The following is a 25,136-nucleotide window of genomic DNA, read 5'->3' as shown; positions in this document are numbered from 1 at the left end:
CATTGTGCGGAGCAGCAGGGACAAAGGCTGCGCTGCAGGCTGAGGAACAGGACCGTCGTGGCAGGCCGTTCAGAAGGGCGGCTTCAGGGGAGGAATGCATGTCTACCATCGAGAGCGCTGGAACACTTTCGGGTGCCGGCGCAGGTTTTCTGGATCGCGAGCGGACCATCGCGACCGCGGGGTTCAATCGCTGGCTGGTGCCACCGGCCGCCTTGTGCATCCATCTCTGCATCGGCATGGCCTACGGCTTCTCGGTGTTTTGGCTGCCGCTGTCGCGCGCGATCGGAGTGACCGCGCCGAAGGCGTGCGCAGAGATGTCGCTGTTTCAGGAGCTGTTCACGACCAGCTGCGACTGGAAGGTCGCCAGCATGGGATGGATGTACACGCTCTTTTTCGTGCTGCTCGGTATCGCGGCTGCGGTCTGGGGCGGCTGGCTGGAGCGCGTGGGCCCGCGCAAGGCCGGCTTCGTCTCGGCGCTGTGCTGGTGCGGCGGCCTCTTCCTCGGTGCGATCGGGGTTTACACCCATCAGCTCTGGTTGTTGTGGCTGGGTTCGGGCGTGATCGGCGGCATCGGTCTCGGCCTTGGCTATATCTCGCCGGTGTCGACGCTGGTGAAATGGTTCCCGGACCGCCGCGGCATGGCGACCGGCATGGCCATCATGGGCTTCGGCGGCGGCGCCATGATCGGCGCACCGCTGGCGAACCTGTTGATGAACTACTTCAAGACCCCGACCTCAGTCGGCGTCTGGGAGACCTTCGTCACCATGGGCGTCATCTACTTCGTGTTCATGATGATCGGCGCGTTCCGCTATCGTTTGCCGCCGCCTGGCTGGCAGCCCGAGGGCTGGACCGCGCCGTCGAAGGCCAACGCGATGATCTCGAAGGCCAACGTCCATCTCAACGACGCGCACAAGACGCCGCAGTTCTGGTTGATCTGGTGGGTGCTGTGCCTGAACGTGTCGGCCGGCATCGGCGTGATCGGCATGGCCTCGCCGATGCTCCAGGAGATCTTCGCCGGTAAATTGATCGGCCTGCCTAACGTCGGCTTCAATGCGCTTGATGCGGGACAGAAGGCGCAGATTGCCGCGATCGCCGCGGGCTTCGCCGGATTGCTGTCGCTGTTCAACATCGGCGGCCGCTTCTTCTGGGCATCGCTGTCGGACAAGATTGGGCGCAAGAATACCTACTATACGTTCTTCATCCTCGGCATCGTGCTCTACGCGCTGGCGCCGACTTTTGCGGCGATGGGTTCGAAGCTGCTGTTCGTGCTTGGCTTCGGCATCATCCTGTCGATGTATGGCGGCGGCTTTGCCACCGTGCCGGCCTACCTCGCCGACATGTTCGGAACCCAGTTCGTCGGCGCCATCCATGGCCGGCTGCTGACGGCGTGGTCCACCGCGGGCATCATCGGCCCCGTCGTCGTCAACTACATCCGCGAGTTCCAACTCGCGGCAGGCGTGCCACGCGACCAGCTCTACAACACCACCATGTACATCCTGTGCGCCATGCTGATCGCGGGCCTGATTTGCAACTACCTGATCAAGCCGGTCGATTCGAAATGGCACATGAAGGAGGCTGATGTCGCCAAGTTGCAGGCGGCAAGCGCCAACGCCGCCGCCGCGGGGCCGCACGGCTCCTACGGCATCGGATTTGGCGGGCTTGACGCCAAGGCGGCGCTGTTCTGGGCCTTCGTCGGCGTCCCCCTGCTTTGGGGGGTCTGGAAGACGTTGGAGAGCGCGGTCAAAATCTTCTGATCCGCCGTTGAGACAGAAGCGGGATGTCATCAGGCGTTCCGCTTCGTTGGCCTTCAGACATCATCAAGAATGGGACTTAGGGGGATTGAAATGATTCGCACCCGAACTTGCCTTCGAATTGGCCTTGCGGCCGTGTTGCTCGTCGCTGGCCTTCATGCCGCATCCGCGCAGACGACAACGACACCGGCGGCGCCTGCTGCAACGACCGAAGCCAAGCCTGGCAAGATGAAACTCACCATGCAAAAGCTGAAAGACATGAAGGCGAAATGGGCAGCCAACAAGCCGAAGCTGAAAGCCTGCCGCGCCGACGTGAAGGCCAAGGGCCTCGCCGGCGATGACCGCTGGTTCTACATCGAAGAGTGCATGAGCAAAACCTGAGATCGGGTTCCGTCTGGCGCACGCGTAAAGGGGCATGGTGGGCGACCGCCTGCCTCCTAAATCATTCTAGAGACGCTCTAAATTGTCTTGCATCTGGCATACCAGAGACTAGAGTTGCGTCGAATTTGGCTTGGTCGGCGGGACGCAGAACCGGTGGTTCCGCTGATCGAATCGGGAAACGAAGGCTGATCGCTTTGGCGATCCGGCCTAGACTGATCACGCATTTAAAGAGAACGCGACGTCTCCATGAGCAGCAACGAAGACGTTCACAAGGTTCGCGAGTTCGAACATCCCGGCCAGGGACGGAAGCGCGCCAAGTCCACGCCCAAGGGGAGGCAGGTCGATCCTGCTGCAGCGCACGAGATCGAGGAGCTGCTCGGCGACCGGCCGCGGCGGCGCGACCTGTTGATCGAATATCTGCATCTGATCCAGGACAAGTATCGCCAGATCTCAGCCGCGCACCTCGCCGCGCTCGCCGACGAGATGAAGCTCGCGTTCGCCGAGGTGTTCGAGACCGCAACCTTCTATGCGCATTTCGACGTGGTGAAGGAAGGCGAGCCCGATATCGCGCCGCTGACGATCCGCGTCTGCGATTCGCTGACCTGCGCGATGCTCGGCGGGGAGAAGCTGCTCGCCGATTTGCAGGACGCGTCCGGTCCCGGCATCCGCGTGGTGCGTGCGCCCTGCGTCGGTCGCTGCGACACGGCGCCGGCCGCGGAAGTCGGACACAACTTTGTTGACCATGCGACGGTCGCCAGTGTCACGGCGGCGGCGAAGGCTGGCGACACCCACGCGCATCTGCCCGAATATATCGGCTATGAGACCTATGTCGCCGGCGGCGGGTACAAGCTGCTCAATCGCCTGCGCTCCGGCGAGCTAGCGACGGACGACCTGCTGAAGGCACTCGACGACGCCTCGTTGCGCGGTCTCGGCGGCGCTGGATTCCCCACAGGCCGCAAATGGCGTGCGGTGCTTGGTGAACCAGGCCCGCGGCTGATGGCGATCAACGGCGATGAAGGCGAGCCCGGCACGTTCAAGGATCGCGTCTATCTCGAGAGCGATCCGCACCGCTTCCTCGAGGGCATGCTGATCGGTGCGCACGTGGTGCAGGCCTCGGATATCTACATTTACCTCCGCGACGAATATCCAGCCTCGCGCGAAATCCTCGAACGCGAGATCGCAAAGCTCCCGCCGGGCGGTCCGACGCTGCACATGCGCCGCGGCGCGGGCGCCTATATCTGCGGCGAGGAATCCTCGCTGCTGGAAAGCATCGAGGGCAAGCGCGGCCTGCCCAGGCACAAGCCGCCTTATCCATTCCAGGTCGGCCTGTTCGGGCTGCCGACGTTGATCAACAACATCGAGACCTTGTGGTGGGTGCGCGACATCGTCGAGAAGGGCGCCGACTGGTGGAAGGGCCACGGCCGCCATGAGCGGCACGGCCTGCGCAGTTTCTCGGTCTCGGGCCGCGTCAACAATCCCGGCATGAAACTCGCGCCTGCTGGCATCACCGTGCGCGAGCTGATCGACGAATATTGCGGCGGCATGGCCGACGGCCATCAGTTCTATGCGTACCTGCCGGGTGGTGCGTCCGGCGGCATCCTGCCGGCGGCGATGGACGACATCCCGCTTGATTTCGGCACGCTGGAAAAATACGGCTGCTTCATCGGCTCTGCCGCGATCGTGATCCTGTCGCAGAAGGACAGCGTGCGCGCGGCCGCGTTGAACCTGATGAAGTTCTTCGAGGACGAGAGCTGCGGCCAGTGCACGCCGTGTCGCGTCGGAACCCAGAAGGCCGCGCTGCTGATGCAGCAACCGGTCTGGAACCGCGCTCTCCTGGACGAATTGAGCCAGGCGATGCGCGATGCCTCGATCTGCGGGCTTGGACAGGCGGCATCGAATCCGCTGTCCACTGTGATCAAATATTTCCCTGACGAGTTCAAGGAAGCGGCCGAATGACGAAGATTACGTTCGAGCTCGACGGCAAGCAGGTCGAGGCCAATTCAGGCGAGACGATCTGGCAAGTTGCAAAACGTCAGGGCCGCGAGATTCCGCATCTGTGCTATTCGCCCGCGCCCGACTATCGACCCGACGGCAATTGCCGCGCCTGCATGGTCGAGATCGAGGGCGAGCGTGTGCTCGCGGCGTCCTGCAAGCGCACGCCATCGGTCGGCATGAAGGTGAAGACCGAGAGCGCGCGCGCTGTGTCCGCGCAAAAAATGGTCATGGAGCTGCTGGTCGCCGATCAGCCGGCGCGCGAGACCTCGCACGATCCGGAGTCCAAATTCTGGCACTGGGCCGAAACCACAGGGGTCACCGAGAGCCGCTTCCCCGCCGCAGAGCGTTGGGCGACCGACGCCAGCCATCCGGCGATGCGCGTCAATCTCGACGCCTGCATCCAGTGCGGCCTGTGCGTGCGCGCCTGCCGCGAGGTCCAGGTCAACGACGTCATCGGCATGGCCTATCGCAGCCACGGCTCGAAAATCGTGTTCGATTTCGACGATCCCATGGGCGAGTCCACCTGCGTCGCCTGCGGCGAATGCGTGCAGGCCTGTCCGACCGGAGCGCTGATGCCGGCCGTGATGCTGGATGAGGCGCAAACCCGTGTCGTCTACGCCGACAAGAAGGTGGATTCGCTCTGCCCGTTCTGCGGCGTCGGCTGCCAGGTGACCTATGAGGTCAAGGACGAGAAGGTGATCTATGCCGAGGGCCGCGATGGCCCGGCCAATCACAACCGCCTTTGCGTCAAGGGCCGCTTCGGCTTCGACTACATCCACCATCCGCATCGGCTGACCAAGCCGCTGGTTCGGCTGCCGAACGCTAAGAAGGATTCCAACGACCAGGTCGATCCCGCCAATCCGTTCACACATTTCCGCGAAGCGAGCTGGGAAGAAGCTCTCGACATCGCGGCCAAGGGCCTCGTCAAGATCCGCGACGAGAAGGGCGTGAAGGCGCTGGCCGGCTTTGGTTCGGCGAAGGGTTCGAACGAGGAGGCCTATCTGTTCCAGAAGCTGGTGCGTACCGGCTTCGGCTCCAACAACGTCGACCATTGCACCCGTCTGTGCCACGCCTCGTCGGTCGCGGCGCTGTTCGAAGGTCTGAGCTCGGGCGCGGTGTCCGCGCCGTTCTCGGCTGCGATGGACGCCGAGGTCATCATCGTGATCGGCGCCAACCCGACCGTGAACCATCCGGTCGCAGCAACCTTCATCAAGAACGCGGTCAAGCAGAACGGCGCAAAGCTGTTCGTGATGGACCCGCGCCGGCAGACGCTGTCGCGCCATGCGACCAAGCATCTGCAGTTCAAGCCGGGCTCCGACGTCGCCATGCTGAACGCGATGATCCACACGATCATCACGGAAGGTTTGACCGACGACCAGTACATCGCCGGCTATACCGAGGGGTTCGAGGACCTCAAGGAGAAGATAAAGGAGTTCACCCCGGAGAAGATGGAGCCGATCTGCGGCGTCCCGGCGCAGACCCTGCGTGAGGTCGCGCGAACCTATGCGCGGGCAAAATCGTCGATCATCTTCTGGGGCATGGGCATCAGCCAGCATGTCCACGGCACCGACAATGCGCGCTGCCTGATTGCGCTGGCGCTGATCACCGGCCAGGTCGGCCGCCCCGGCACCGGCCTGCATCCGCTGCGCGGCCAGAACAACGTGCAGGGCGCTTCCGATGCCGGTCTGATCCCGATGTTCCTGCCGGACTATCAGCCGGTCGGCCGCGACGACATGCGCGGTGCCTTCGAGAAGCTGTGGGGCCAGGATCTCGATCCCGTCCGCGGCCTGACCGTAGTCGAGATCATGAACGCGATCCATGCCGGCGAGATCACGGGCATGTATATCGAGGGCGAGAACCCCGCGATGTCCGACCCCGATCTCCAGCACGCGCGCCAGGCGCTCGCCATGCTCGATCATCTCGTGGTGCAGGATCTGTTCGTCACGGAAACTGCTTTCCACGCCGACGTCATTCTGCCGGCCTCGGCGTTTGCCGAAAAGGAAGGCTCCTTCACCAACACCGATCGCCGCGTGCAGCTCGCGCGCCAGGTGATCAAGCCGCCGGGCGATGCGCGGCAGGATCTCTGGATCATCCAGGAGATCGGCAAGCGCATGGGCCTGCCGTGGAATTATGCCGGTCCCGGCGATGTCTTCACCGAGATGGCCGAGCTGATGCCGTCGTTGAAGAACATCACCTGGGAGCGGCTGGTCCGCGAGGGCGCGGTCACCTATCCCGTCGATGGTCTCGACATGCCCGGCAACGAGATCATCTTCACCACGGGCTTCCCGACCGCGAGCGGCCGCGGCAAGATCGTTCCGGCTCACGTGATCCCGCCGGACGAGATCCCCGACGCCGAATATCCGATGGTGCTCTCGACCGGCCGCGTGCTGGAGCATTGGCACACCGGCTCCATGACCCGCCGCGCGCAGGTGCTCGACCAGATCGAGCCCGAGGCGGTCGCGTTCATGTCGCCAAAGGACATGCACAGGAAGAAGCTTGCGCCCGGCGATTTCATTCGGCTCGAGACCCGCCGCGGCGCGGTCGAGGTCAAGGTCCGCTCCGACCGCGACGTTCCCGAGAATATGGTCTTCATGCCGTTCTGCTACGCGGAGGCGGCGGCGAATTTGTTGACCAACCCGGCGCTCGATCCCTTCGGCAAGATCCCGGAGTTCAAGTTTTGCGCGGCCAGAGCCGAGCGCGCCGAGTTGCGCGACGCGGCGGAGTAGGACAGCGGCGGTCGTTAGGCGGCGCGGGGATCAATCCTAACACCCCGGCGTCGTCCTGGCGCACTAAGAGTCTTCCCAAAACGCCTCCCTGGGGTAATGGGTCCTGGCTTTCGCCAGGACGACTCGGGGAGAGACTGCGCCGTGCTCGTCCCTTCGCTCCTCGCAATGGCGGTGGTAAACATCGTCCATGTCCAAAGCCACCCCAGCCACACGGGCGCTCACAGCCGCCGGTGTTGCCTTCACCGTCCATACCTACGACTACGATCCCGACGCCGAAAGCATCGGCCTGCAGGCGGCTGCTGCGCTTGGCGAAGACCCAGCGCGCGTGTTGAAGACGCTGATGGCGCTGGTCGACGGCAAGGCGGTCTGCGTGATCGTCCCGTCCGACCAGGAAGTCTCGATGAAGAAGCTCGCCGCTGCTGTTAGCGGCAAGTCGGCGCAGATGATGAAACCGCCGGAGGCCGAGCGCCTCACCGGCTTCAAGGTCGGCGGCATCAGCCCGTTCGGGCAGCGGAAGCCCGTGCGCACCGTGATCGAGCAGAGCGCGCTTGCGCATGACTATGTGTACGTCAATGGCGGTCAGCGCGGACTGCAGGTGCGGCTCAGTCCAGGCGATGTGCGGGATGTCTCGAAGGCGATTGCCGCAGAACTGGTCGCCTGAGCGCGGGGCTCTGCTACTGCTTTTGCAACAGCTTCAACCGACAGCGCAGCGCTTCGCGGATGTGTGTGCGCGCGAGCTGCTCCGCTTTGCCGCAGTCGCGAGCCGCGATGGCTTCGATGATGGCCTGGTGCTCACCGTGGCTGGTCGAGGGGCGGCCCGATACCGTGAACGTGGTTGGACCGAGCAGTGCGATCCAGTCCTGCAATTCGCCTGATGCGTTATCGAGATAGCGGTTGCGCGCGGCGCGGCAGACCGCTTCGTGGAAGGCGCGGTTGAGCCTTGCCATGTCTCCTGCCGTCTCGGCCGCATCGGTCTCGGAGGCTTCGACAAAGGCCTGCTCGATATCCCGGAGTGCGTCGATTTCGGGCGTCGAGGCGTGCTCGGCCGCAAGTCGGGCAGCGGCACCCTCCATGATCTCGCGCATGGCGTAGAGTTCGAGCACCTCAGAGATGTCGAGGTTGCGTACGATCAGGCCGCGGCCGCCGGCAGGTTCGACGAACCCGCGTGCGGCAAGCCGCCCGAGAGCTTCCCGCACCGGGGTGCGGCTGACCTTCAGCCGCTGGGCGACCTCTTCCTCGCGCAGGCGGTCGCCCGCACGGTAGCTGCCGGCCTGCAGCGCCTCGCAGAGCGAGCGGAACACGGCTTCGCCAAGCGCCACGCCGCCGCCGCGCGCGATCGAGCCGCCTGCCTTTGTCGGGCGTCTTGCCATGCGTCCCCGTGGGCTCGCGCATCCTGCCCATGCAGCGATGGCGCTTGCTGGGATTTCTGTATATCTTTGTATACAAAGGTGCGCAATCGCAAGCCGGATTGACCGGGCCGCCGGCGGGCAGAATGTCTCCAACTTCGTCGCATCGGGCAGACGGCATGAGCGGCAAATACGATGTGCTGGTGATCGGCGGCGGCAATGCAGCGCTGTGTGCGGCGATCAGCGCGCGACGCGGTGGGGCATCGGTGCTGGTGCTCGAAGGCGCGCCAAAATTCTATCGCGGCGGCAACACGCGCCACACCCGCAACATGCGTTGCGCCCATGACGAGGCAACCGAAATCCTCACCGGCCCCTACACCGAGGAGGAGTTTTGGGAAGATCTCCTGCGCGTCACCGGCGGCCAGACCGACGAGGTGCTCGCCCGGCACATGATCCGCGAGTCCAAGGACATCTTGAACTGGATCGTGGAGCAGGGCGTGCGCTGGCAGCCTTCGCTCGGCGGCACGCTGAGCCTCGGCCGCACCAACTCGTTTTTCCTCGGCGGCGGCCGCGCAATGCTGAACGCACTTTACCTCACCGCCGAGAAGCTCGGCGTCGAGGTCGAATATGATGCCGAGGTCACCGACCTCGTGATCGAGGACGGAATGTTTCTCGCCGCCCGTCTCAAGCGGCCGATCAAGGGCGACACCGAGATCCGCGCGACATCGCTGGTCGCCGCCGCCGGCGGGTTCGAGGCCAACATCGAATGGCTGAAGCAATATTGGGGCGACGCCGCCGACAGTTTCCTGATCCGCGGCACGCCCTATAACCGCGGCTCGATCCTGAAGATGCTGCTCGCCAAGGGCGTGCAGGAGGTCGGCGATCCCACCCAATGCCATGCGGTCGCGATCGACGCCCGCGCGCCGAAATTCGACGGTGGCATCATCACAAGGCACGATTCGGTCGTGTTCGGCATCGTCGTCAACAAGCACGCGCAGCGCTTTTACGACGAGGGTGAGGACATTTGGCCGAAGCGCTACGCGATCTGGGGTCGGCTGGTGGCCGCGCAGCCCGACCAGATCGCCTACATCGTCTTCGACTCGACCGTTGTCACCAGCTTCATGCCGACGCTGTTTCCTCCGATCGCCGGGCAGACCATGGCTGAGCTCGCCGGCAAGCTCGATCTCGATCCGGCCACACTGGAAAAGACCATCACCGAATTCAACGCCGCGGTGCAGCCCGGCACCTTCGACCACACCATTCTGGACGATTGCCGCACCGAAGGCATCACGCCGCAGAAGACGCATTGGGCGCGGCGGATCGAGTCGCCGCCCTATCTTGCCTATCCGGTGCGGCCCGGCATCACCTTCACCTATCTCGGCACGCGCGTGACCAGGGAAGCGCGGATGCTGATGGCCGACGGCAAGCCGGCGGCGAACATGTTCGCGGCCGGCGAGATCATGGCCGGCAACGTGCTCGGCAAGGGCTATGCCGCCGGCATGGGCATGACCATCGGCAGCGTGTTCGGACGGATTGCAGGACGGGAAGCGGCGCGCCACGCCAAGAACTAGGCGAAGGAAAGGCAGAGGGAGAAACCATGTCACGCATTGCCACCGCCGCGATCGCGGCGCTGCTGATCGTCGGCCACGCCCAGGCGGCCGAGCCGATCACGCTACGAGACATGGGTTCGTTCCATGTCGGCGGCCGCCTTGTCGAAATCTCGGGCAAGCCGGTGAGGGAGGTCGTGTTCGCGCCCGGCGGCGTGCCGGCCAAGGTCGATCCCAACGGCACGTATCAGGTCGAGCAGATGTACGTGCAGTATTTCCTGCCCGCCAACGAGAAGGGTGCCTATCCCTTGCTGATGTGGCACGGCGGGGGATTGACCGGCGTCACCTACGAGACCACGCCGGACGGACGCGAAGGCTGGCTGAATTATTTTCTGCGCAAGGGGTGGGCGGTCTATAATTCCGACGCGGTAGAGCGCGGACGCGCGGGCTGGGCGCAATACCCCGATATCTTCAAAGGCGAGCCGGTCTTCCTGACCACGGCCAATCCGTTCGAGCGTTTCCGCATCGGCGATGGGCCGAACTCCTACGATCCCGATCCCGCCAAGCGAAGATTGTTGCCGGGCAACCAGTTCCCCGTCGAGGGTTACGAGAATTTCGTCAAGCAGAACGTACCGCGCTGGACCACGACCGACGATGCGACCATCGCCGCCTATATCGCCGAGATCGATCGCGTCGGCCCCTCAGTGCTTCTGTTCCACAGCCAAGCCGGCACCTTCGGCTTCAAGGTCGCGCAAGCCCGTCCCGACAAGGTCAAGGCGCTGATTGCGATTGAGCCGGCCGGCATCGGCGATCCCGCCAAGGCGGATGTGCTGAAGAACATCCCGACCCTCATCATCTACGGCGACTATATCGAGCGCGATTCGCGCTGGCCCAAGATCCGCGCCAATGGCATCGCCTTTGCGGACGCCATCAAGGCAGCCGGGGGCAGCGTCGACATCATCGATCTCCCACAGGCCGGCATCAAAGGCAATTCGCATATGGTGATGATGGACAAGAACAACCTCGAGGTCGCAGCCCTGATTCAGAAATGGCTCGAGGGCAAAGGTCTGACGAAGTAAAGCCATGCACGGAACCAGAATTTTGGACGAAGCCGACCGCTTGATGACGGTCTGCAATTCCTGCCGTTACTGCGAGGGTCTTTGCGCGGTGTTTCCCGCCATGGAGATGCGGCGCGCCTTCTCTGATGGCGACCTCAATTATCTCGCCAATCTCTGCCATGGCTGCGGCGCCTGCTACGTCGACTGCCAGTTCTCGCCGCCGCACGAATTCAACGTCAACGTCCCGCAGACGCTGGCGATCGCGCGCGCAGAATCCTACGCGGCCTATGCCTGGCCGCACGCGCTGTCCGGTGCCTTCGCGCGTAACGGTCTCGTCATCAGCATCGTCGCCGCGCTCAGCATGGCCGCCTTCATCCTCGGCTTCGCTGCCCTGAACGACCGCAGCGTGCTGTTTGGCGTGCATACCGGCCCCGGCGCGTTCTACAAGCTGATGCCGCACAACGCGATGGCAGCGTTGTTCAGCGCCGCCATCCTTTATGCGATCTTCGCGCTGGTGATGAGCGTGCGTGCCTTCTGCCGAGATATCGGTCCGCCGATCGGCGGCCGTGCGGACGGTCGCTCGATCTTTCAGGCGATACGCGACGCTGGTGAGCTGCGCTATCTCCACGGTGGCGGCGTTGGCTGCTACAATGAGGATGACAAGCCGACCGACCGGCGCAAGCTTTTCCATCACCTGACCTTCTATGGCTTCCTGCTCTGCTTCGCCGCGACCTCGGTCGCCACGCTGTATCACTATCTGCTCGGCCGCGAGGCGCCGTATCCGTGGTGGGATCTGCCGGTGGTGCTCGGCACGCTCGGTGGCATCGGCCTGATCATCGGGCCGATCGGCCTGTTTGTCGCCAAGATGCGGCGCGATCCGGCGCTGCTCGACGAGCAGCGCTACGGCATGGATGTCGGCTTCATCGCCATGCTGTTCCTGACCGGGTTCACCGGCATGCTGCTTCTGCTCTTGCGGGACACCGCCGCCATGGGCCCGCTGCTGGCGCTGCATTTGGGCGCAGTTTTCGCGCTTTTCATCACCATGCCCTATGGCAAGTTCGTGCACGGCATCTATCGCTTCGCAGCACTGGTGCGTTACGCGCAGGAGCGGCGCAGTGAAGCAGGCTCCTGAGATTCAGACGGTCGGAAGCGGCCGTCGCGCAGGAAAGCGATCGTCTGTTCTATCGCGGCGGCGTGACGCGGAAGTCCGGTATGGGACGCCTTCACGACGATATGGTCGGCCATGCCGGCAACCATCGTGCTTTGCACCGAGACCCGTCCGTCATTCGGCTTCGGCAGAACGAAAAGACCTGCGACGGGATCGATGAAGCGGTTTCCCGCGATCACGCCGACGGGATAGTCCACGGGGGGAAGGGCGTCGGGCCGCGGCGTGGACGTGGTGGTGAGCTCGAGTCCGGCCGGGCCGTAGAATGCGCTATAGAGGCGATATCGGCTGAGGAGATCGGCGACCTCGCTGCCGCCGTTCGGCGTGCCCAGCATCACCACGCCGGCAAGCCGGTCCGGACGGTATTTTGCGATATAGGCGCGCGTCACCAGACCGCCCATCGAATGCGCGACGAAATGCAGCGGCGCGTCACGTTCGGCGAAGCGGGCAACCTCTGGATGGATATCGTTCGCGAACGCGGTGATCGGCTTGCGGCGGCTGGCATAGTCGGTGTTGAGCGTTGCGAAGCCGCTTGCCCGGAGCGCCCGTTCAAGACTTTTCATGGATGCCGAGGTTCGCGCGATGCCGTGAAGCAGAACCACTCCTGGGCATCGCGCGTCGCCTGATTGAGGCACCTCGTGCATCTCGCTTATGCCACCTCGCGCTCTGGTCCAGACGCCTGCTCGCGGGCCATCGTCGTTGCGGTGACGTAGTCGGTCTTGCCGGTGCCGAGCAGTGGCACCTTGTCCACCACCATGATCGCCGCGGGAATGGTCAACTCGGATGCGCCGATGGCCTTGGCTTGGCCCTGCATTGCACTGCGCTCGGCACCCTTTTCCGTCGTCAGCAGCACGATACGCTCGCCCTTGCGCGGATCCGGGATCGAAACCGCGACCGATGCGGCCTGCGGCCACAGGGTCGTCGCGATGTTCTCGACCGCCGACAGCGAGACCATTTCGCCGGCGATCTTGGCAAAGCGCTTGGCGCGGCCCTTGATGGTGATGAAGCCGGCAGCGTCGATCGCCACGATGTCGCCGGTGTCGTGCCAGCCCTCGGCGAGCGGTTCGAGCACGCCGGGACTTTCGGCCCGCAAGTATCCGAGCATCACGTTCGGGCCGCGCACCGACAGGCGGCCGCCTTCCTCGATGCCGGGGACCGGGTCGAGGCGGCTTTCCATCAGCGGCGACAGGCGGCCGACCGTTCCGGGGCGATTGGCCATGGGCGTGTTCATCGCCAGCACCGGCGCGGTCTCGGTGACGCCATAGCCTTCGAGGATGCGGATGCCGTAGCGTTCCATGAACACCTGCCGGGTGCGATCCTTGACCGCCTCGGCGCCGGCGATCACCAGACGCAGGGTGCGGAAGTCATAGGCGTGCGCCGAGCGGGCGTAGCCGGTGAGGAACGTGTCGGTGCCGAACAGGATCGTGGCGCCGGTCTGGTAGATCAGCTCGGGCACGATCCGGTAGTGCAGCGGCGAGGGATACATGTAGATCGGAATGCCCGCGAGCAGCGGCATCATCATTCCGCCGGTCAGCCCGAAGGAATGGAACACCGGCAGCACGTTGAACACCTTGTCATTGGCGTTGGCATCGACCCGCGCCAGCGCCTGTGCGGCGTTGGCGAGGATATTGCGGTGAGACAGCACAACGCCCTTGGGTGTGCCTTCCGAGCCCGACGTGAACAGCACGACGGCTGGATCGCTCGCCTGGCGGACGACGCGCGGCGTAGTACCGGCGAGCAGGCCCTTGATCTTGTCGGCCGTGCCGATCGAGGCGCGGACATCCTCGAGATAGACGACGCGAACTTCCGCGGAGATCGCGGCCATCAGCTTGTCGAGCTTGCCCTTCTCGATGAAGGCCTTGGACGTCAGCACGGTCTTGACCTGTGCGGCCTTCATGGCGGCGAGGACGTTGACCGGGCCGGCCGAGAAGTTGAGCATCGCCGGCACCCGGCCGATATTTTGCAGCGCCATGAAAACGACGGCGACGCCTGCGGAGTTCGGCAGCAGCACGCCGACATTCTCACCGATGACGGTGCCGTTCTCCAGCTTCCGGCTCAAGACCTGCGCGCCTAGGATCAGCTTGCGATAGGTCAGCTTGGTGCCGAGCGCGTCCTCGATGATGACCTTGCCGGTGTCGCGATCGCGGTAAGCGTGTCCGAGCGCCTCGAACAGGGTGTGATCGAGCATGGCGTTTTTCACCATGGCGTCGATCATCACGTCCTGAAGTGCTGCGCCAGCGGCGTTGCGGCGCGTCTTGCCCTTGAGCGATGGATCGACCGGAAGCTTGACCGGCGGCAGGATGGTGACGGTCACCCGCGGAAACCACGAGCGCTTGATCTGGCTGCCGTTGAGATAGCTGAGATGCGAGCGCTGGGCGCCTTCGATGCGGACCGGGACGACGACTGCGTCGGCCTTGTCCGCAATCATCGCGGTGCCGTCATAGACCTTCATAAGCGAGCCGGAGACGGTAATGCGTCCCTCCGGAAAGATCACCACCGGCTCTCCGGCGGCGACGAGCTTAATGAGGTCGCGCGCGGCCAGCGGCTTGCTGGGGTCCATGGTGTAGTGCTTGACTACCCGCAGGAACGGCTTGGCCCACCAGGCCTTGGCGATGCCGGTATCGACCGCGAAGCTCGCGTCGATCGGCAGCACGGCGTGCAGCAGCGGCCCGTCGATCAGGCTGACATGGTTGGGCGCGATCAGCATGCGCGTGCCAGCAGGCGGCAGGTTCTCCAGCCCGCGGACCTCGGTGCGGAACAGCGCGCGGAACAGCAGCCCGCCGAAGTCACGCACGCCTTCCTTGCCCCACTTCGTCAGCACGAACCAGACCGCGCCGAAGCTGGCGACGCCGAGGCCGAAGAAGATCCAGCCGATGTGCAATCCGCCGGCCTGCAGCAGCGCGACGAACAGCGAGCCGGCCACCATGAAGGCGGCCTGTAGCACGTTGCCGGCGGCGATGATGCGGGCGCGCTCGGAGGGGGCGGACCAGGCCTGGACGGCGGCGAAGGACGGAACGACGAACAGGCCGCCGCCGAATGCGAAAGCGACGAAGTCGAGGAGCATGCGCAGGCCCGCGAACGAGGTCGCGAAGTCGGCGGCGGTGATGTCCTGGCCCTTGGCGGTCACGCCGATCGCCCAAGCGAGGTCGATGCCGGCAAACCCCATCATGATGGCGCCGATCGGCACCAGCGCGAGGTTCGGGCGAACGTGGCTCAGATTCGCGGCGAACAGCGAGCCGATGGCAATGCCGATTGCGAAGATCGCGAGACACAACGTCACCACGCCTTCGGTGCCGCCGATGACCTCCTTGACCAGTGCCGGCAGCAGTGAGAGCACGATGGCGCCCACCAGCCAGAACCAGGAGACGATCACGGTGCCGTCCCACAGCCGGTGATCGGCGTGCAGCGTCTTCAACAGGCCGAGCGTCGAGGTCCAGGGATTGGCGTTGACCGGCAGATCGGGTGCAGACGGCGTCGTCGCTGGAATGCGGGAGGCGAAGGCCCAGGACAGCAGGGCCAGCACGACCACGGCCGATGCGACCCAGCCCATATGCGCGGAGCCGGCCACGAACTGGCCGCCGGCAACGGTGCCGAGCAAGATGGCCATGAAGGTCGCGCCTTCGACCAGCGCGTTGCCGGTCGCGAGCTCGCCGAGCTCGAGCTGGTCCGGCAGCATCGCGTATTTCACGGGACCGAACAGCGCGGCGATGACGCCGAACAGTGCGAGTGCTGCGAACAGCAGCGGCACCGAGTGCAGGAAGAAGCCGGCCGCGGCAAAGCCCGCGGCAAAGATCTCGGCGAATTTGAGTCGCCTTGCGACGACGGATTTGACGTATTTGTCGGCGAGCTGGCCGCCGAGCCCGGACAGAATGAAATAGGGGAAGATGAAGACGGCGCCTGCGACCGTCACCAGCGCATCGCCGTGGCCGGTCGCGGCACTGTAAAGCAGGATGATGACGAGTGCGTTCTTGAGCACGTTGTCGTTCAGCGCCGAGAAGAATTGCGCCCAGAACAGCGGCGCGAAGCGGCGTGACGACATCAAATCCCTGATCATGACTAGTCCTGTTTTGGAAAGGCTGCCTGAAGTTTCATTGTCGGATGGACTTTGGGTCCAGAGGATATGCGACGGGCTATTGTGGGTTGACGACAGTCGCCCCGGCCTGCTCTGCGCGCTTACCTTCCGATCCTGTTGGTCTCCGCGTGGCGTGGTTTGGTTCGCAATGGTTCGGTTGCGGCCTTATCCAGACAGGCTGCGCCTGCCAGGATATTGCTCAGGGCGCTGAGGGAAACCTGAACCGCATCGTCGAAGGCCGCGGCATCGGCTCGAATGTCGGGACATGGTAAGTCCTTCCTTGCGGTTTGATATTGCATTCGGGGCGACCCGAACGTGCCGGCTGCGCTCGCCTCAGGTGAGGTGGGCGAGGCGGCGAAAGGGCGAGAGGCGGCCGAGCAGGCTAATGCGGCGGCCTTCATGACGGGCACGGCCGCGGTTGGCCCGCCACATCCGGAAGGTCGCGCGGCGCTCAGTCAGGACACCGGCGATGTCGCAGGCATCTGCGATACGATCGATCGGCCCCGTCGCGAACCGCAGGAGGGCGCGGCCAAATCCGGTCACGAGAGCTGTGGCGTCATCGACGAAGGTGGAAGCGATATCAACAGCGAGGGTTTGCATTTTGCAGGTCTCCGGGTTAAATTGAACATTGTTCAAATGAGTATCCTGAAAATGAACAATGTTCAAGATGAATCGTTGCGGGATCGAAAAAAGTCTCGCCGGCGGCAGCAGATCGTGGAGATCGCTCGCGGCATTATTGCAGCTAAGGGATTGAAATCGTTGAAAGTCCGGGACGTCGCGGACGCCGCCGGCTGCTCGGTTGGCAGCGTCTATAACGAGTTCGGCGACTTCGACGGGGTGATCCTGACCGTGAATCGGGAGACCGTTAAGGCGCTGACGTTGCGGTTGGGCCAGGTTCCGGCCGAGGATCCCGTTCGCCAGCTCTACGGGCTGGCCGCGACCTACCTCGAATTCTTCGCGACGAACGCCAATCTGCTGCGCTCGCTGTTCGAGCATCGGATGGAGGACGACCGCCCTTACCCCGATGACATCCTTCAGATGGTGATGGACGCCTTCGCGCTGATGCATGCGCCCCTGGTGCGGCTGCTTCCGAATGCAGACGACGTGCAGATCGCGCTGCTGTCACGCACCCTGTTTTCCGCCGTGCACGGGATCATCTCGCTCGGCCTCGAAGAGCGTATGGTGGCCGTACCGCCGCAAATGCTGCGCCAGCAGGTCGAACAATTTCTGGATGCGCATCTCGCGGGGCTCGGGATTCTGCCCATACGATAAAGTGCTGAGCGCTGCTATGCGCTGGCGGACTTGCGTTGCCGAGAGGTGACGACGATGACGTCCGTCGTCCCGTTGTCGACCTGAACACGGTTGCGTCCGTTCTCCTTGGCGCGATAGCAGGCGGCATCCGCGCGCCGCATCGCGTCCTCGAGCGTGGTGTTGCCGTCGCTGATGCAGGTAACGCCGATGCTGGCCGTCACTGCAAAGCAATGATCGTCCCAGGCGAAGACGGATAGCTCGAGCGCCCGGCGCAGCCGTTCGGCGATATCGACGGCGTCGTACGGCGTGCATTGCGGAAGGATTAGGCCGAATTCGTCACCGCCGAGCCGGGCGACCAGGTCATGCGGCCGCCGCTCCTGCTGCAGGAGGCGCGAAATCTGGCGGAGCAGGCGGTCGCCGGCGAGGTGACCGCAGCTGTCGTTGACGTCCTTGAACTGATCGAGATCGAGCAGGATCAGGCCCAGCGAACCCGCCGCGGTGCCGTCCAACTCGCTTTGCAGGCGGGCCTCGAACGCGCGGCGGTTGGACAAGCCGGTCAGCCAGTCGTGCGACGCCTGCCAGGCCAGGCGCTCCTTCTCGGCATGCAAGGCATCCTCGAACGCCTGTCGTTGCAGCACCAATCGCCGCGTGTGCCAGATCAGGAGCAGGATCAGCGTCATGGCTGTGACGATATTGACGCCAGTGAGCGTCATCTTGATAGTGCGCGAGCCTTCGCCGAGAACGGTGGAGAACCGCTTGGCGTGCACCGTGAACTGGGTGTTAAGCTCCGACAGCCGCGACGACAATAAGTGCAGGCGCTTGCTGTCCTGGACGGGCCCGTTCTTCAGCTCTGACCGGATGACCTCGCCGAAAACGCTGAGCTCCAGCAGCATGGGGTCTGTGGCAGCCCACTCGCGGATCGCTTCCTTGAGAAAGCTGACCTGTTTGAAGTAGCGAAACAGCCAGATCAGTCCCGGCACGTCATCGGGATGGTTGCCGCCTTGCAGGAAGCCGATGCGGGCGGCCTCGACGTCGACCGGATCGCGCTCGAGCGCCCAGCGCGCGAACTCGTCGCCGATGGGAACGGCCAGCGAGGTCTGATATTGCGCAAACTGGCCGGCGTCGCCCGAATGCAGATAGAGATTGAGAAAATAGACGGCGTTCTTCTGCGAGCGGGACCATAGCGCTTCGCCCGCGACATAGGCGCGAACCGAGGACATCACCTCCAGGCTGAATCCGGCGATCGCCGCCTGCAGCAGGACGACCGTGACGAAAGGCGAGACGAGCTTGATGACGTGAAGGAAGTTGCGTCCCTTCGTTGATGGCGCTGTTCTGCGAAACACGTTGCGTTCCCCAAGTCGCTCAACGACCCCAGCGGAGCGATCCGCTCATAACGCGGATTACGCGCCAAAGGTGCTTAACTCGACTTGAAAATGCCAGGAGACCGCGTCGCAAGGTGAAGGCGTTGTGAAGTGGATGCTTGCAGATCGTCGCAAATGCCGCCGAACCGGAACTGACGCGGCATCGCGAGCCGATGTCGCGCATTCGCCCCAAAGTGGTTTACCTGATGGAGAGACAATGCTGCCGCTAGACCAGCACCGGCTTGCGCACGCGGCCGGCGTCGCCGAAGACGCGCAAATAGCGCTCGATCTCCGAGGGCAGGCCGGTCGCCTTCTCGGGATTGTCGGAGAGCTTGACCGCCGGATGTCCGTCGACCGACGACACCTTGCAGACCAGCGAAATTGGATCGAGGTTGAACGAGCCGTCCGGCGTGCAGCCGACGAAATCATTGGTGAGATTGGTGCCCCAGCCGAAGGAGAGCCGCACCCGGCCGGTGAAGTGGTGGTAGGTCTCCTCGATCGAGCCCACGTCCATCGCGTCGGAGAACACCAGCAGCTTGTCCCTGGGATTGCGGCCCTTCTGCTCCCACCATTTGATGATCTCCTCACCGGCCTGGATCGGCGGCGCGCTGTCGGGACGGAAGCCGGTCCAGTCGGCGACCCATTCCGGCGCATCGCGCAGGAAAGCCTTGGTGCCGAAAGCGTCGGGCAGCGCGATCAGGAGGTTGCCGCCATAGGTCTGGCGCCACTGGTCGAGGATGCGATAGGGCGCCCAGCGCAACTCCTCGTCGTCCTTGGCGAGCGCCGCGGCGACCATCGGCAGCTCATGGGCGTTGGTGCCGATGGCTTCGAGATCATTGTCCATCGCGAGCAGCACGTTGGAAGTGCCGATGAAGGACGGGCCCAGGCCTTCCTTCACGGCCTCCACGCACCAGCGCTGCCAGAGGAAGCCATGGCGGCGACGGGTGCCGAAATCGGAGAGCCGCAAGCCATCCAGCTTGCGCAGGCGTTCCACCTTGGTCCACAGCTTGGCCTTGGCCCGGGCATAGAGCACGTCGAGCTCGAAGCGGCCGCGGCCCTTCATCGCTGCCCGCGAGCGCAATTCGTTGAGGATGGCGAGCGCAGGAATCTCCCACATCGTGGTATGGCTCCACGGCCCGTGGAAGTGCAGCTCGTACTGGCCTTCGACCTTGCGCAGCTCGTATTCGGGCAGCCGGAATTCGGCGAGCCAGCGGATGAAGTCCGCCGAGAACATGTGGGTCTTGCCGTAGAAAGTATTACCGGCAAGCCAGATCAGCTCTTTTTTGGTGAAGCGGATGGTGCGGGCGTGGTCGAGCTGGGCGCGCAGTTCGCCCTCGTCGATGATTTCGGCGAGCCGCACATGGCGCGATCGGTTGATGACCGAGAATGTCACCTGCTGATTCGGGTAGGATTCCCGAATCATTTGCAACATCAATAGCTTGTAGAAGTCCGTATCAAGCAGGCTGCGGATGATGGGATCCAGCCGCCAGCTGTGATTGTAGGTCCGGCTCGCAATGTCGGTCACTGTCATGGGTAGAATTCTAGCGTGGCTCCCCGTGCGCAACCAGTGGATTTGGCGAAGGGCAGGCCACCGCCGAGCATCCGGCTGTGCGAGGGCGGCCCGAAATCGCTCCGAGAGCCCGTTCGCGAACCGCTCTACGGGACGGTCCGGGTGGCTTACATGGCGTCGAACGCTCCCGTGAGCGTGACGCGGGGGCCGTGCGTGTAGCGGTCGGGCGTCAGACCGGAGTTGGAGGAGCCTGCCTGGTTGAACACATTGATGAACGCATCGAGCCGATAGCCTGCGCCGAGTTTCAGGTTCTGCGTCATCCAATAGGAGACGCCAACCTGAATGTCGGCGCTGAGCACCCCGGCAAACAACCGATCGTTGCTCGTCGAGAGCGTATTCGCGACTGGAAAGAGGGGAGAAAGGACCGACGGCGTTACCGAGAACAGGGTCGACGAACTGGTCGCCGACTGTTGCCGGCCGAGTAGCAGGGCGGCGTCGCCGGCATAATCGAACGACCATTTGCCGCCAAATGGGACCGAGCCCTCGACACCGATGAGTGGTCCCGCGCCGAGGAAGTTCGCGCGCGTATCGCGCAACGTCGAGAGCGTTGTGGAAAAGCTGGTGATCGCCGGAAAGCCAGGCAACGCAACACCAGTGCTGGTCGCGGCCTAAACGTCCGAGCTTGAGCTCCGGGTGACGAATTCGGCAACGCGAAGGCCGCCCTTCAGCTGAAGCGTGCTCGGTCCGCTGCCGGCGATGTCGCGTCCCACCGCGAGATCGGCGAGCCAGCGGGTTTCCTTGTAGGTATTGGCGAAGATTTCCGTGCCTGTCTGGCTCGCAGCGCCAACGACGATTGTTTGCGTCAGTGAGTCCAGGCCGGTGCTCTTGCCTCCCTCGCCGTAGCGGAACTGGCCGCTGATGTGCCAGGGAGATCCGGCGAAGCGATAATCGAAGCCAGTAGCCGTTTCCCATCCGACCTTTGGCGTCAGGTCGAACTGTCCGGTGAGACCGTAAGTGTCTGATATCGGATCCCCGCCGCTGAAGATGGCGCCGCCTTCGATCCAGGCCCTGAACTGTCCCGGACCGGCAAGCAGTTGTGCCTTGACCGGTAGGTCTGCGGCATACGCCTGCAACGGATTTCTGGCCTGTTGCGAAACAGCAGTGACCGCCCGGGATGCGGAATTGTCCTGGTGTGATCGGGCCCCAGTCCTGGCAGGTTCGCTCGTTGCGCGTTCGCCTTGCGATTTCAGCCGCGTATTTTCTTCGCGCAACTGCTGGTTCGCGCGCGCAACGCGGCATTTTCCTTGCGGATCGCGGCGTTCTGCCTTTCCAGCACCTCGAGGCGCGCATTGACGTCTTCGATTTCTCCGGCGGTGGCGCTGGTGACCGTCCATGCCGCGGTCGCGCCGAGCATGAGCGCCGCAAGATTCTTCTTCATTATATTCACCTCGTCGCACCAGTTGCGCGACCGTGGCGCGGAATCACACAACGTGCATCAACCGTTCGGTTGAACTCGACCGGCTACCGCATTCGAAGAGTCGTTTCCGGACTTGGGTGTGGCTTATGCGCCGCAGCCCGCGTGTTCAGGGGTGCGAGGCCGTCGCCGCCACGGTCTCGAGCTGGCTTCTGATCCAGCGATGCGCCGGGTCCTTCTGATAGCGCTGGTGCCAGACCATGAACATCGGCAGCTCGGCCAGGGTTCGCGTGCGCGAGGCCAGCGGAATCCGTACCTGCGCGAAGCCGTGCATCACGCCGGGCGCCAGCAGGCTCGGCATGCTCGCCAGCATCTGCGAGCCACGCAGGAAGGACGGCACGCCGGAGAAGCTCGGCACGGAGATCGCGATGTCGCGGTGGAAACCGTTGGCTGCAAGCCGGCGATCGAAGTCGAGTCGCTCGTTGTCAGTGTAGACCACGGTGATGTGACGCGCCGCGAGATAGGCGCCGCGCGTTGCCGGCGCGGCACGCGCTTTGGGATCGTAGTAACAAACGTAATGGTCTTGCAGCAGGCGCTTCTGCACGATGTCCACGCCGGATGGCGGCAGCGGCGTGATCAGCAGATCGCAGCGGTTTTCCCGCAGCATCGCCGGTGAGGGCGACTGCGAGGGGATCACGCGCAGGTTCAAGCTCGTCACTTGCGCGGCGACATGATCGAAGAACCGCGGCAGCAGCAGGTCGCGCTGGAAGTCGTTCGCGGCGATTGTCAGCGAAAGCTGCGCGATCGCCGGCTCGAACGTGACGCCGCCGGCAAAGCTCCGCATCTCGTCGATCAGCGCTCGCGCCTTTGCCGCGAGCGCCTGGGCGTGCGCCGTGGCCACAATGCCGCGGCCGGATTTGGCAAACAGCGGATCGCCGACGATCCGCCGCAGCTTGTTGAGGGCGTGGCTGACCGCGGATTGCGTCAGGCCGAGCCGCGTTGCGGCCGCCGTCACCGAACCTTCCTCCAGCACCGCCAGGAACAGCTCCAGCGCGTGGCCATCAAGCGCCAAATGATCGATTTTGTTCATGGAATTCATTATAATCAATCTATTTATCTTGAGAATAGCCGGCGCCATCATCTCCCGATAAGTCGTGCGCCCCAACGGGAGCGCCACAGGGAGAGACAACGCCGATGCATGCCCAGGCGCCAGCCTCGCGGGATCCCCGCCTCAACCACCCCGAGCCGTTCACGCCGTCGCTCGGTGACGGCGGCTTCTTCCAGCGCGACCGTTCCATGCATCCGCCCGCGCACGCGCCGGGCTACAAATCATCGGTGCTACGTTCGCCGCGCCAGGCGCTGCTGTCGCTTGAGAACTCGGTCTCGGAGATTACGGGGCCGGTGTTCGGTCACAACGACCTCGGCGCGCTCGACAATGATTTGATCCGCAACTACGCCAAGGACGGTGATCCCGTCGGCGAGCGCATCATCGTCCACGGCCGCGTGCTGGACGAGACCGGCCGCGGCGTGCCGAATACGCTGGTCGAGTTCTGGCAAGCCAATGCCGGCGGCCGCTACCGGCACAAGAAGGACACCTATCTGGCGCCGATCGATCCGAATTTCGGCGGTTGCGGTCGCGCGCTGACCGACGACACTGGCTACTATTATTTCCGGACGGTGAAGCCGGGACCCTATCCCTGGCGCAACTACGTCAACAGCTGGCGTCCCGCTCACATCCACTTTTCGGTGTTCGGCTCGGGCTTTGCACAGCGTCTGATCACCCAGATGTACTTTGAGGGCGATCCCCTGATCCCGGTCTGCCCGATCCTGACGACGATCCCGGACAAGGATGCGCTGGAGCGCCTCGTCGCGCCGCTCGACCTCAACGAATCGGCTCCGTTCGACTCGCTCGCCTACCGCTTCGACATCGTCTTGCGCGGCCAGCGCTCCACCTACTTTGAAAATCGCACCGCAGGGAACTAGGTCCATGCCGCAGCCGCTCAACTACCTCAAGGAAACCGCCTCGCAGACGGCCGGGCCCTACGTGCATATCGGGTTGATCCCGGCCATGGCCGGCTTCGACATTTTCGAGAAGAATTTCTCCAACGTGCTGGTGACGCCAAACACGCAAGGCGAACGCATCACGCTGGATGGCAGGGTGATCGACGGCAGCGGCACGCCGCTGCGCGACGTGCTGCTGGAGATCTGGCAGGCCAACGCGGCCGGCCGCTACAACCATCCGGCCGACCGGTCGACCGGCGCAATTGACGAGGAATTTCGTGGCTGGGGCCGCGCCGGCTCCGACTTCGAGAGTGGTCTCGTCACCTTCGAGACCATCAAGCCGGGCGCGATCATCGACAAGACGGGCCGCAAAGGCGCTCCGCATATCAATGTCTGGATCGTCGCGCGCGGTATCAACATCGGTCTGAACACGCGCCTCTATTTCTCGGACGAAGAGGCCGCCAACGCCGCCGACCCCGTGCTCAACCTGATCGAGCAGCCGGTCCGGCGCTCGACTCTGATCGCAAAGCGCAGCGAACGCGCCGGCAAGATCGTGTACTCCTTCACGATCAATTTGCAGGGGCCGGAAGAGACGGTGTTCTTCGACGTGTGATCGTCTCAGGTCTCCTCGCCGTGGAGCTGCGCGCGAAAGGCGCGCGGTGACACGCCCGTGGCGGCGGCATAGACCCGGCTGAAATAGGCGGGGTCCTCAAAGCCCAGCGCATAGGCGATCGTTGAGACCGGCAAGTTGGTGTAGACGAGGTTGCGCCGCGCTTCGCGGATCAGCCGGTTGAGGATCAGGTGCGAGGCGGTGTCGCCGGTTGCTGACCGCGTCACTCGGTTGAGATGGGTCGGCGTGATCGACAGCGCGCCCGCATAGTCCGCAACGCTCCAGCGTTCCAGATGATGCTGTTCCAGCAGCGCCTCGAAGCGGCGGAATAGTCCGCTTTCAGCCGTGCCGTTGCCACCGCTCTCGCCGGTGAGCGCGCGAGCCACCAGCCCGATCATGGCCGCCGACAGTGCGCGCAGCACATGCGCCCGGCCGAAATCGCGCGCGGCGTGTTCGGCAAAGATCTGCTTCATGGTGGTCCGGATCTGCGGCGTGCCGCGTATCACGGCCGAGCGCGACAAGGCACCGCGCAGTCCTTCGGAGGCGAGCAGCGCTTCGTCCAATATTTCCGCGGCGATGGTCAGCACCCAGCCCTGGGTGTCAGGCACGAACCGGAAGCCATGGACGTTGCCGACAGGCACGTTGACGATCTGCATCGGCTTCAGCTGCACCACGCGCCCGTCGAGCGTGGCTTCGCCGCCGCCGCGGTCGATCAGCAGCACCTGGTGCAGCCGGGCATGGCGGTGCACGGCCAGCGTCCAATCGTGCAGCACCGAGCGCGACGCTATCGTCTCGCAATGCACGACATCGGGCAGATCGCCGGACTCGCCGAACAGATTGTAGACCCGGATCGCGGGGGCTGCGCTTCTCATGTTCGAATAGTACAAGACGAAGACGAAAGCCTCCATCGGTCAGCGGCGCTGAATCTGCAAGAAAGTGCAGAGGAGG

The 25,136-nt window shown here is 64.0% G+C and carries 22 protein-coding genes; 11 read left to right on the top strand and 11 right to left on the bottom strand.

The window, feature by feature from the left end:
* Window positions 1–98: 98 nt before the first annotated feature.
* The 5 genes from IVB48_RS06115 (at window position 99) to ybaK (ending at window position 7,514) form a co-directional block, all read left to right on the top strand.
* Window positions 99–1,754, top strand: coding sequence for an OFA family MFS transporter (locus IVB48_RS06115; protein WP_247398445.1), 1,656 nt, complete (start codon window positions 99–101; stop codon window positions 1,752–1,754).
* 90 nt (window positions 1,755–1,844) lie between these two features.
* On the top strand, window positions 1,845–2,132 hold the full coding sequence (locus IVB48_RS06110) for a hypothetical protein (protein ID WP_027567852.1): 288 nt from the start codon (window positions 1,845–1,847) through the stop codon (window positions 2,130–2,132).
* A gap of 246 nt (window positions 2,133–2,378) precedes the next feature.
* Window positions 2,379–4,088 (top strand): NADH-ubiquinone oxidoreductase-F iron-sulfur binding region domain-containing protein, encoded by a 1,710-nt coding sequence (locus tag IVB48_RS06105; RefSeq protein WP_247398442.1) that lies wholly within the window; start codon window positions 2,379–2,381, stop codon window positions 4,086–4,088.
* The gene (gene fdhF, locus IVB48_RS06100; protein WP_247398438.1) at window positions 4,085–6,853 is read left to right on the top strand and encodes a formate dehydrogenase subunit alpha; all 2,769 of its coding nucleotides are present in this window, start codon (window positions 4,085–4,087) and stop codon (window positions 6,851–6,853) included. Before IVB48_RS06105 ends, fdhF begins: the two co-directional genes overlap by 4 nt.
* 187 nt (window positions 6,854–7,040) lie before the next feature.
* Window positions 7,041–7,514 carry a Cys-tRNA(Pro) deacylase gene (gene ybaK, locus IVB48_RS06095; protein ID WP_247398434.1) on the top strand — a complete coding sequence of 158 codons (474 nt, stop codon included), beginning with the start codon at window positions 7,041–7,043 and terminating at the stop codon, window positions 7,512–7,514.
* A gap of 13 nt (window positions 7,515–7,527) precedes the next feature.
* On the opposite strand, the gene IVB48_RS06090 is transcribed toward ybaK, so the two are convergent.
* Window positions 7,528–8,223: a GntR family transcriptional regulator gene (locus tag IVB48_RS06090; protein WP_247398431.1), complete on the bottom strand. Its 696-nt coding sequence runs from the start codon at window positions 8,221–8,223 to the stop codon at window positions 7,528–7,530.
* Window positions 8,224–8,378: 155 nt separating this feature from the next.
* Between IVB48_RS06090 and tcuA the strand changes: the two genes are divergently transcribed.
* From tcuA to tcuB, 3 genes are read left to right on the top strand one after another with little or no spacing between them, the layout of a single operon-like run.
* On the top strand, window positions 8,379–9,770 hold the full coding sequence (tcuA, locus tag IVB48_RS06085) for an FAD-dependent tricarballylate dehydrogenase TcuA (protein ID WP_247398427.1): 1,392 nt from the start codon (window positions 8,379–8,381) through the stop codon (window positions 9,768–9,770).
* Between the two features lie 26 nt (window positions 9,771–9,796).
* Window positions 9,797–10,825, top strand: coding sequence for an esterase (locus tag IVB48_RS06080; RefSeq protein WP_247398423.1), 1,029 nt, complete (start codon window positions 9,797–9,799; stop codon window positions 10,823–10,825).
* Between the two features lie 4 nt (window positions 10,826–10,829).
* Window positions 10,830–11,936, top strand: a complete 1,107-nt coding sequence (gene tcuB, locus IVB48_RS06075) for a tricarballylate utilization 4Fe-4S protein TcuB (RefSeq protein WP_247398421.1) — start codon at window positions 10,830–10,832, stop codon at window positions 11,934–11,936.
* On the opposite strand, the gene IVB48_RS06070 is transcribed toward tcuB, so the two are convergent.
* The 3 genes from IVB48_RS06070 to IVB48_RS41290 form a co-directional block, all read right to left on the bottom strand.
* On the bottom strand, window positions 11,900–12,613 hold the full coding sequence (locus tag IVB48_RS06070; RefSeq protein ID WP_247398419.1) for an alpha/beta fold hydrolase: 714 nt from the start codon (window positions 12,611–12,613) through the stop codon (window positions 11,900–11,902). The two genes, tcuB and IVB48_RS06070, sit on opposite strands and share 37 nt — an antisense overlap.
* Before the next feature lie 5 nt (window positions 12,614–12,618).
* Window positions 12,619–16,023, bottom strand: a complete 3,405-nt coding sequence (locus IVB48_RS06065) for an acyl-[ACP]--phospholipid O-acyltransferase (protein WP_247398417.1) — start codon at window positions 16,021–16,023, stop codon at window positions 12,619–12,621.
* Window positions 16,024–16,374: 351 nt separating this feature from the next.
* The gene (locus IVB48_RS41290; protein WP_346658967.1) at window positions 16,375–16,641 is read right to left on the bottom strand and encodes a hypothetical protein; all 267 of its coding nucleotides are present in this window, start codon (window positions 16,639–16,641) and stop codon (window positions 16,375–16,377) included.
* A 51-nt stretch (window positions 16,642–16,692) separates the two neighbouring features.
* On the opposite strand from IVB48_RS41290, the gene IVB48_RS06060 reads away from it, so the two are divergent.
* Complete coding sequence (locus IVB48_RS06060; protein WP_247398592.1) at window positions 16,693–17,313, top strand: TetR/AcrR family transcriptional regulator; 621 nt, start codon at window positions 16,693–16,695, stop codon at window positions 17,311–17,313.
* A gap of 14 nt (window positions 17,314–17,327) precedes the next feature.
* On the opposite strand, the gene IVB48_RS06055 is transcribed toward IVB48_RS06060, so the two are convergent.
* From IVB48_RS06055 to IVB48_RS06030, 6 genes are all read right to left on the bottom strand, one after another.
* Complete coding sequence (locus tag IVB48_RS06055) at window positions 17,328–18,635, bottom strand: GGDEF domain-containing protein (protein ID WP_247398414.1); 1,308 nt, start codon at window positions 18,633–18,635, stop codon at window positions 17,328–17,330.
* 244 nt (window positions 18,636–18,879) lie between these two features.
* Complete coding sequence (pncB, locus tag IVB48_RS06050) at window positions 18,880–20,184, bottom strand: nicotinate phosphoribosyltransferase (protein WP_247357174.1); 1,305 nt, start codon at window positions 20,182–20,184, stop codon at window positions 18,880–18,882.
* A gap of 146 nt (window positions 20,185–20,330) precedes the next feature.
* Window positions 20,331–20,759 carry an Lpg1974 family pore-forming outer membrane protein gene (locus IVB48_RS06045; protein WP_247398412.1) on the bottom strand — a complete coding sequence of 143 codons (429 nt, stop codon included), beginning with the start codon at window positions 20,757–20,759 and terminating at the stop codon, window positions 20,331–20,333.
* Window positions 20,760–20,831: 72 nt separating this feature from the next.
* Entirely contained in the window at window positions 20,832–21,296 is a 465-nt protein-coding gene (locus IVB48_RS06040; protein ID WP_247398409.1) for a hypothetical protein, read from the bottom strand.
* Between the two features lie 113 nt (window positions 21,297–21,409).
* Window positions 21,410–21,601 carry a hypothetical protein gene (locus tag IVB48_RS06035; RefSeq protein WP_247398408.1) on the bottom strand — a complete coding sequence of 64 codons (192 nt, stop codon included), beginning with the start codon at window positions 21,599–21,601 and terminating at the stop codon, window positions 21,410–21,412.
* 145 nt (window positions 21,602–21,746) lie between these two features.
* A complete protein-coding gene (locus tag IVB48_RS06030) occupies window positions 21,747–22,676 on the bottom strand; it encodes a LysR family transcriptional regulator (protein WP_247398397.1) in 930 nt (309 codons plus the stop codon).
* A 95-nt stretch (window positions 22,677–22,771) separates the two neighbouring features.
* Here IVB48_RS06030 and pcaH point away from each other — a divergent pair, with 95 nt between their 5' ends.
* Window positions 22,772–23,560, top strand: a complete 789-nt coding sequence (pcaH, locus tag IVB48_RS06025; protein WP_247398394.1) for a protocatechuate 3,4-dioxygenase subunit beta — start codon at window positions 22,772–22,774, stop codon at window positions 23,558–23,560.
* Between the two features lie 4 nt (window positions 23,561–23,564).
* On the top strand, window positions 23,565–24,191 hold the full coding sequence (gene pcaG / locus IVB48_RS06020; RefSeq protein ID WP_247398391.1) for a protocatechuate 3,4-dioxygenase subunit alpha: 627 nt from the start codon (window positions 23,565–23,567) through the stop codon (window positions 24,189–24,191).
* Between the two features lie 5 nt (window positions 24,192–24,196).
* On the opposite strand, the gene IVB48_RS06015 is transcribed toward pcaG, so the two are convergent.
* Window positions 24,197–25,096: a helix-turn-helix domain-containing protein gene (locus IVB48_RS06015; RefSeq protein ID WP_247398388.1), complete on the bottom strand. Its 900-nt coding sequence runs from the start codon at window positions 25,094–25,096 to the stop codon at window positions 24,197–24,199.
* Window positions 25,097–25,136: the final 40 nt, after the last annotated feature.

It is taken from the genome of Bradyrhizobium sp. 76 (genome assembly GCF_023073025.1).
Taxonomy (GTDB): domain Bacteria; phylum Pseudomonadota; class Alphaproteobacteria; order Rhizobiales; family Xanthobacteraceae; genus Bradyrhizobium.
Note: the sequence above shows the minus strand (reverse complement) of the source record. Positions and strands in the feature narration are given on the sequence as shown.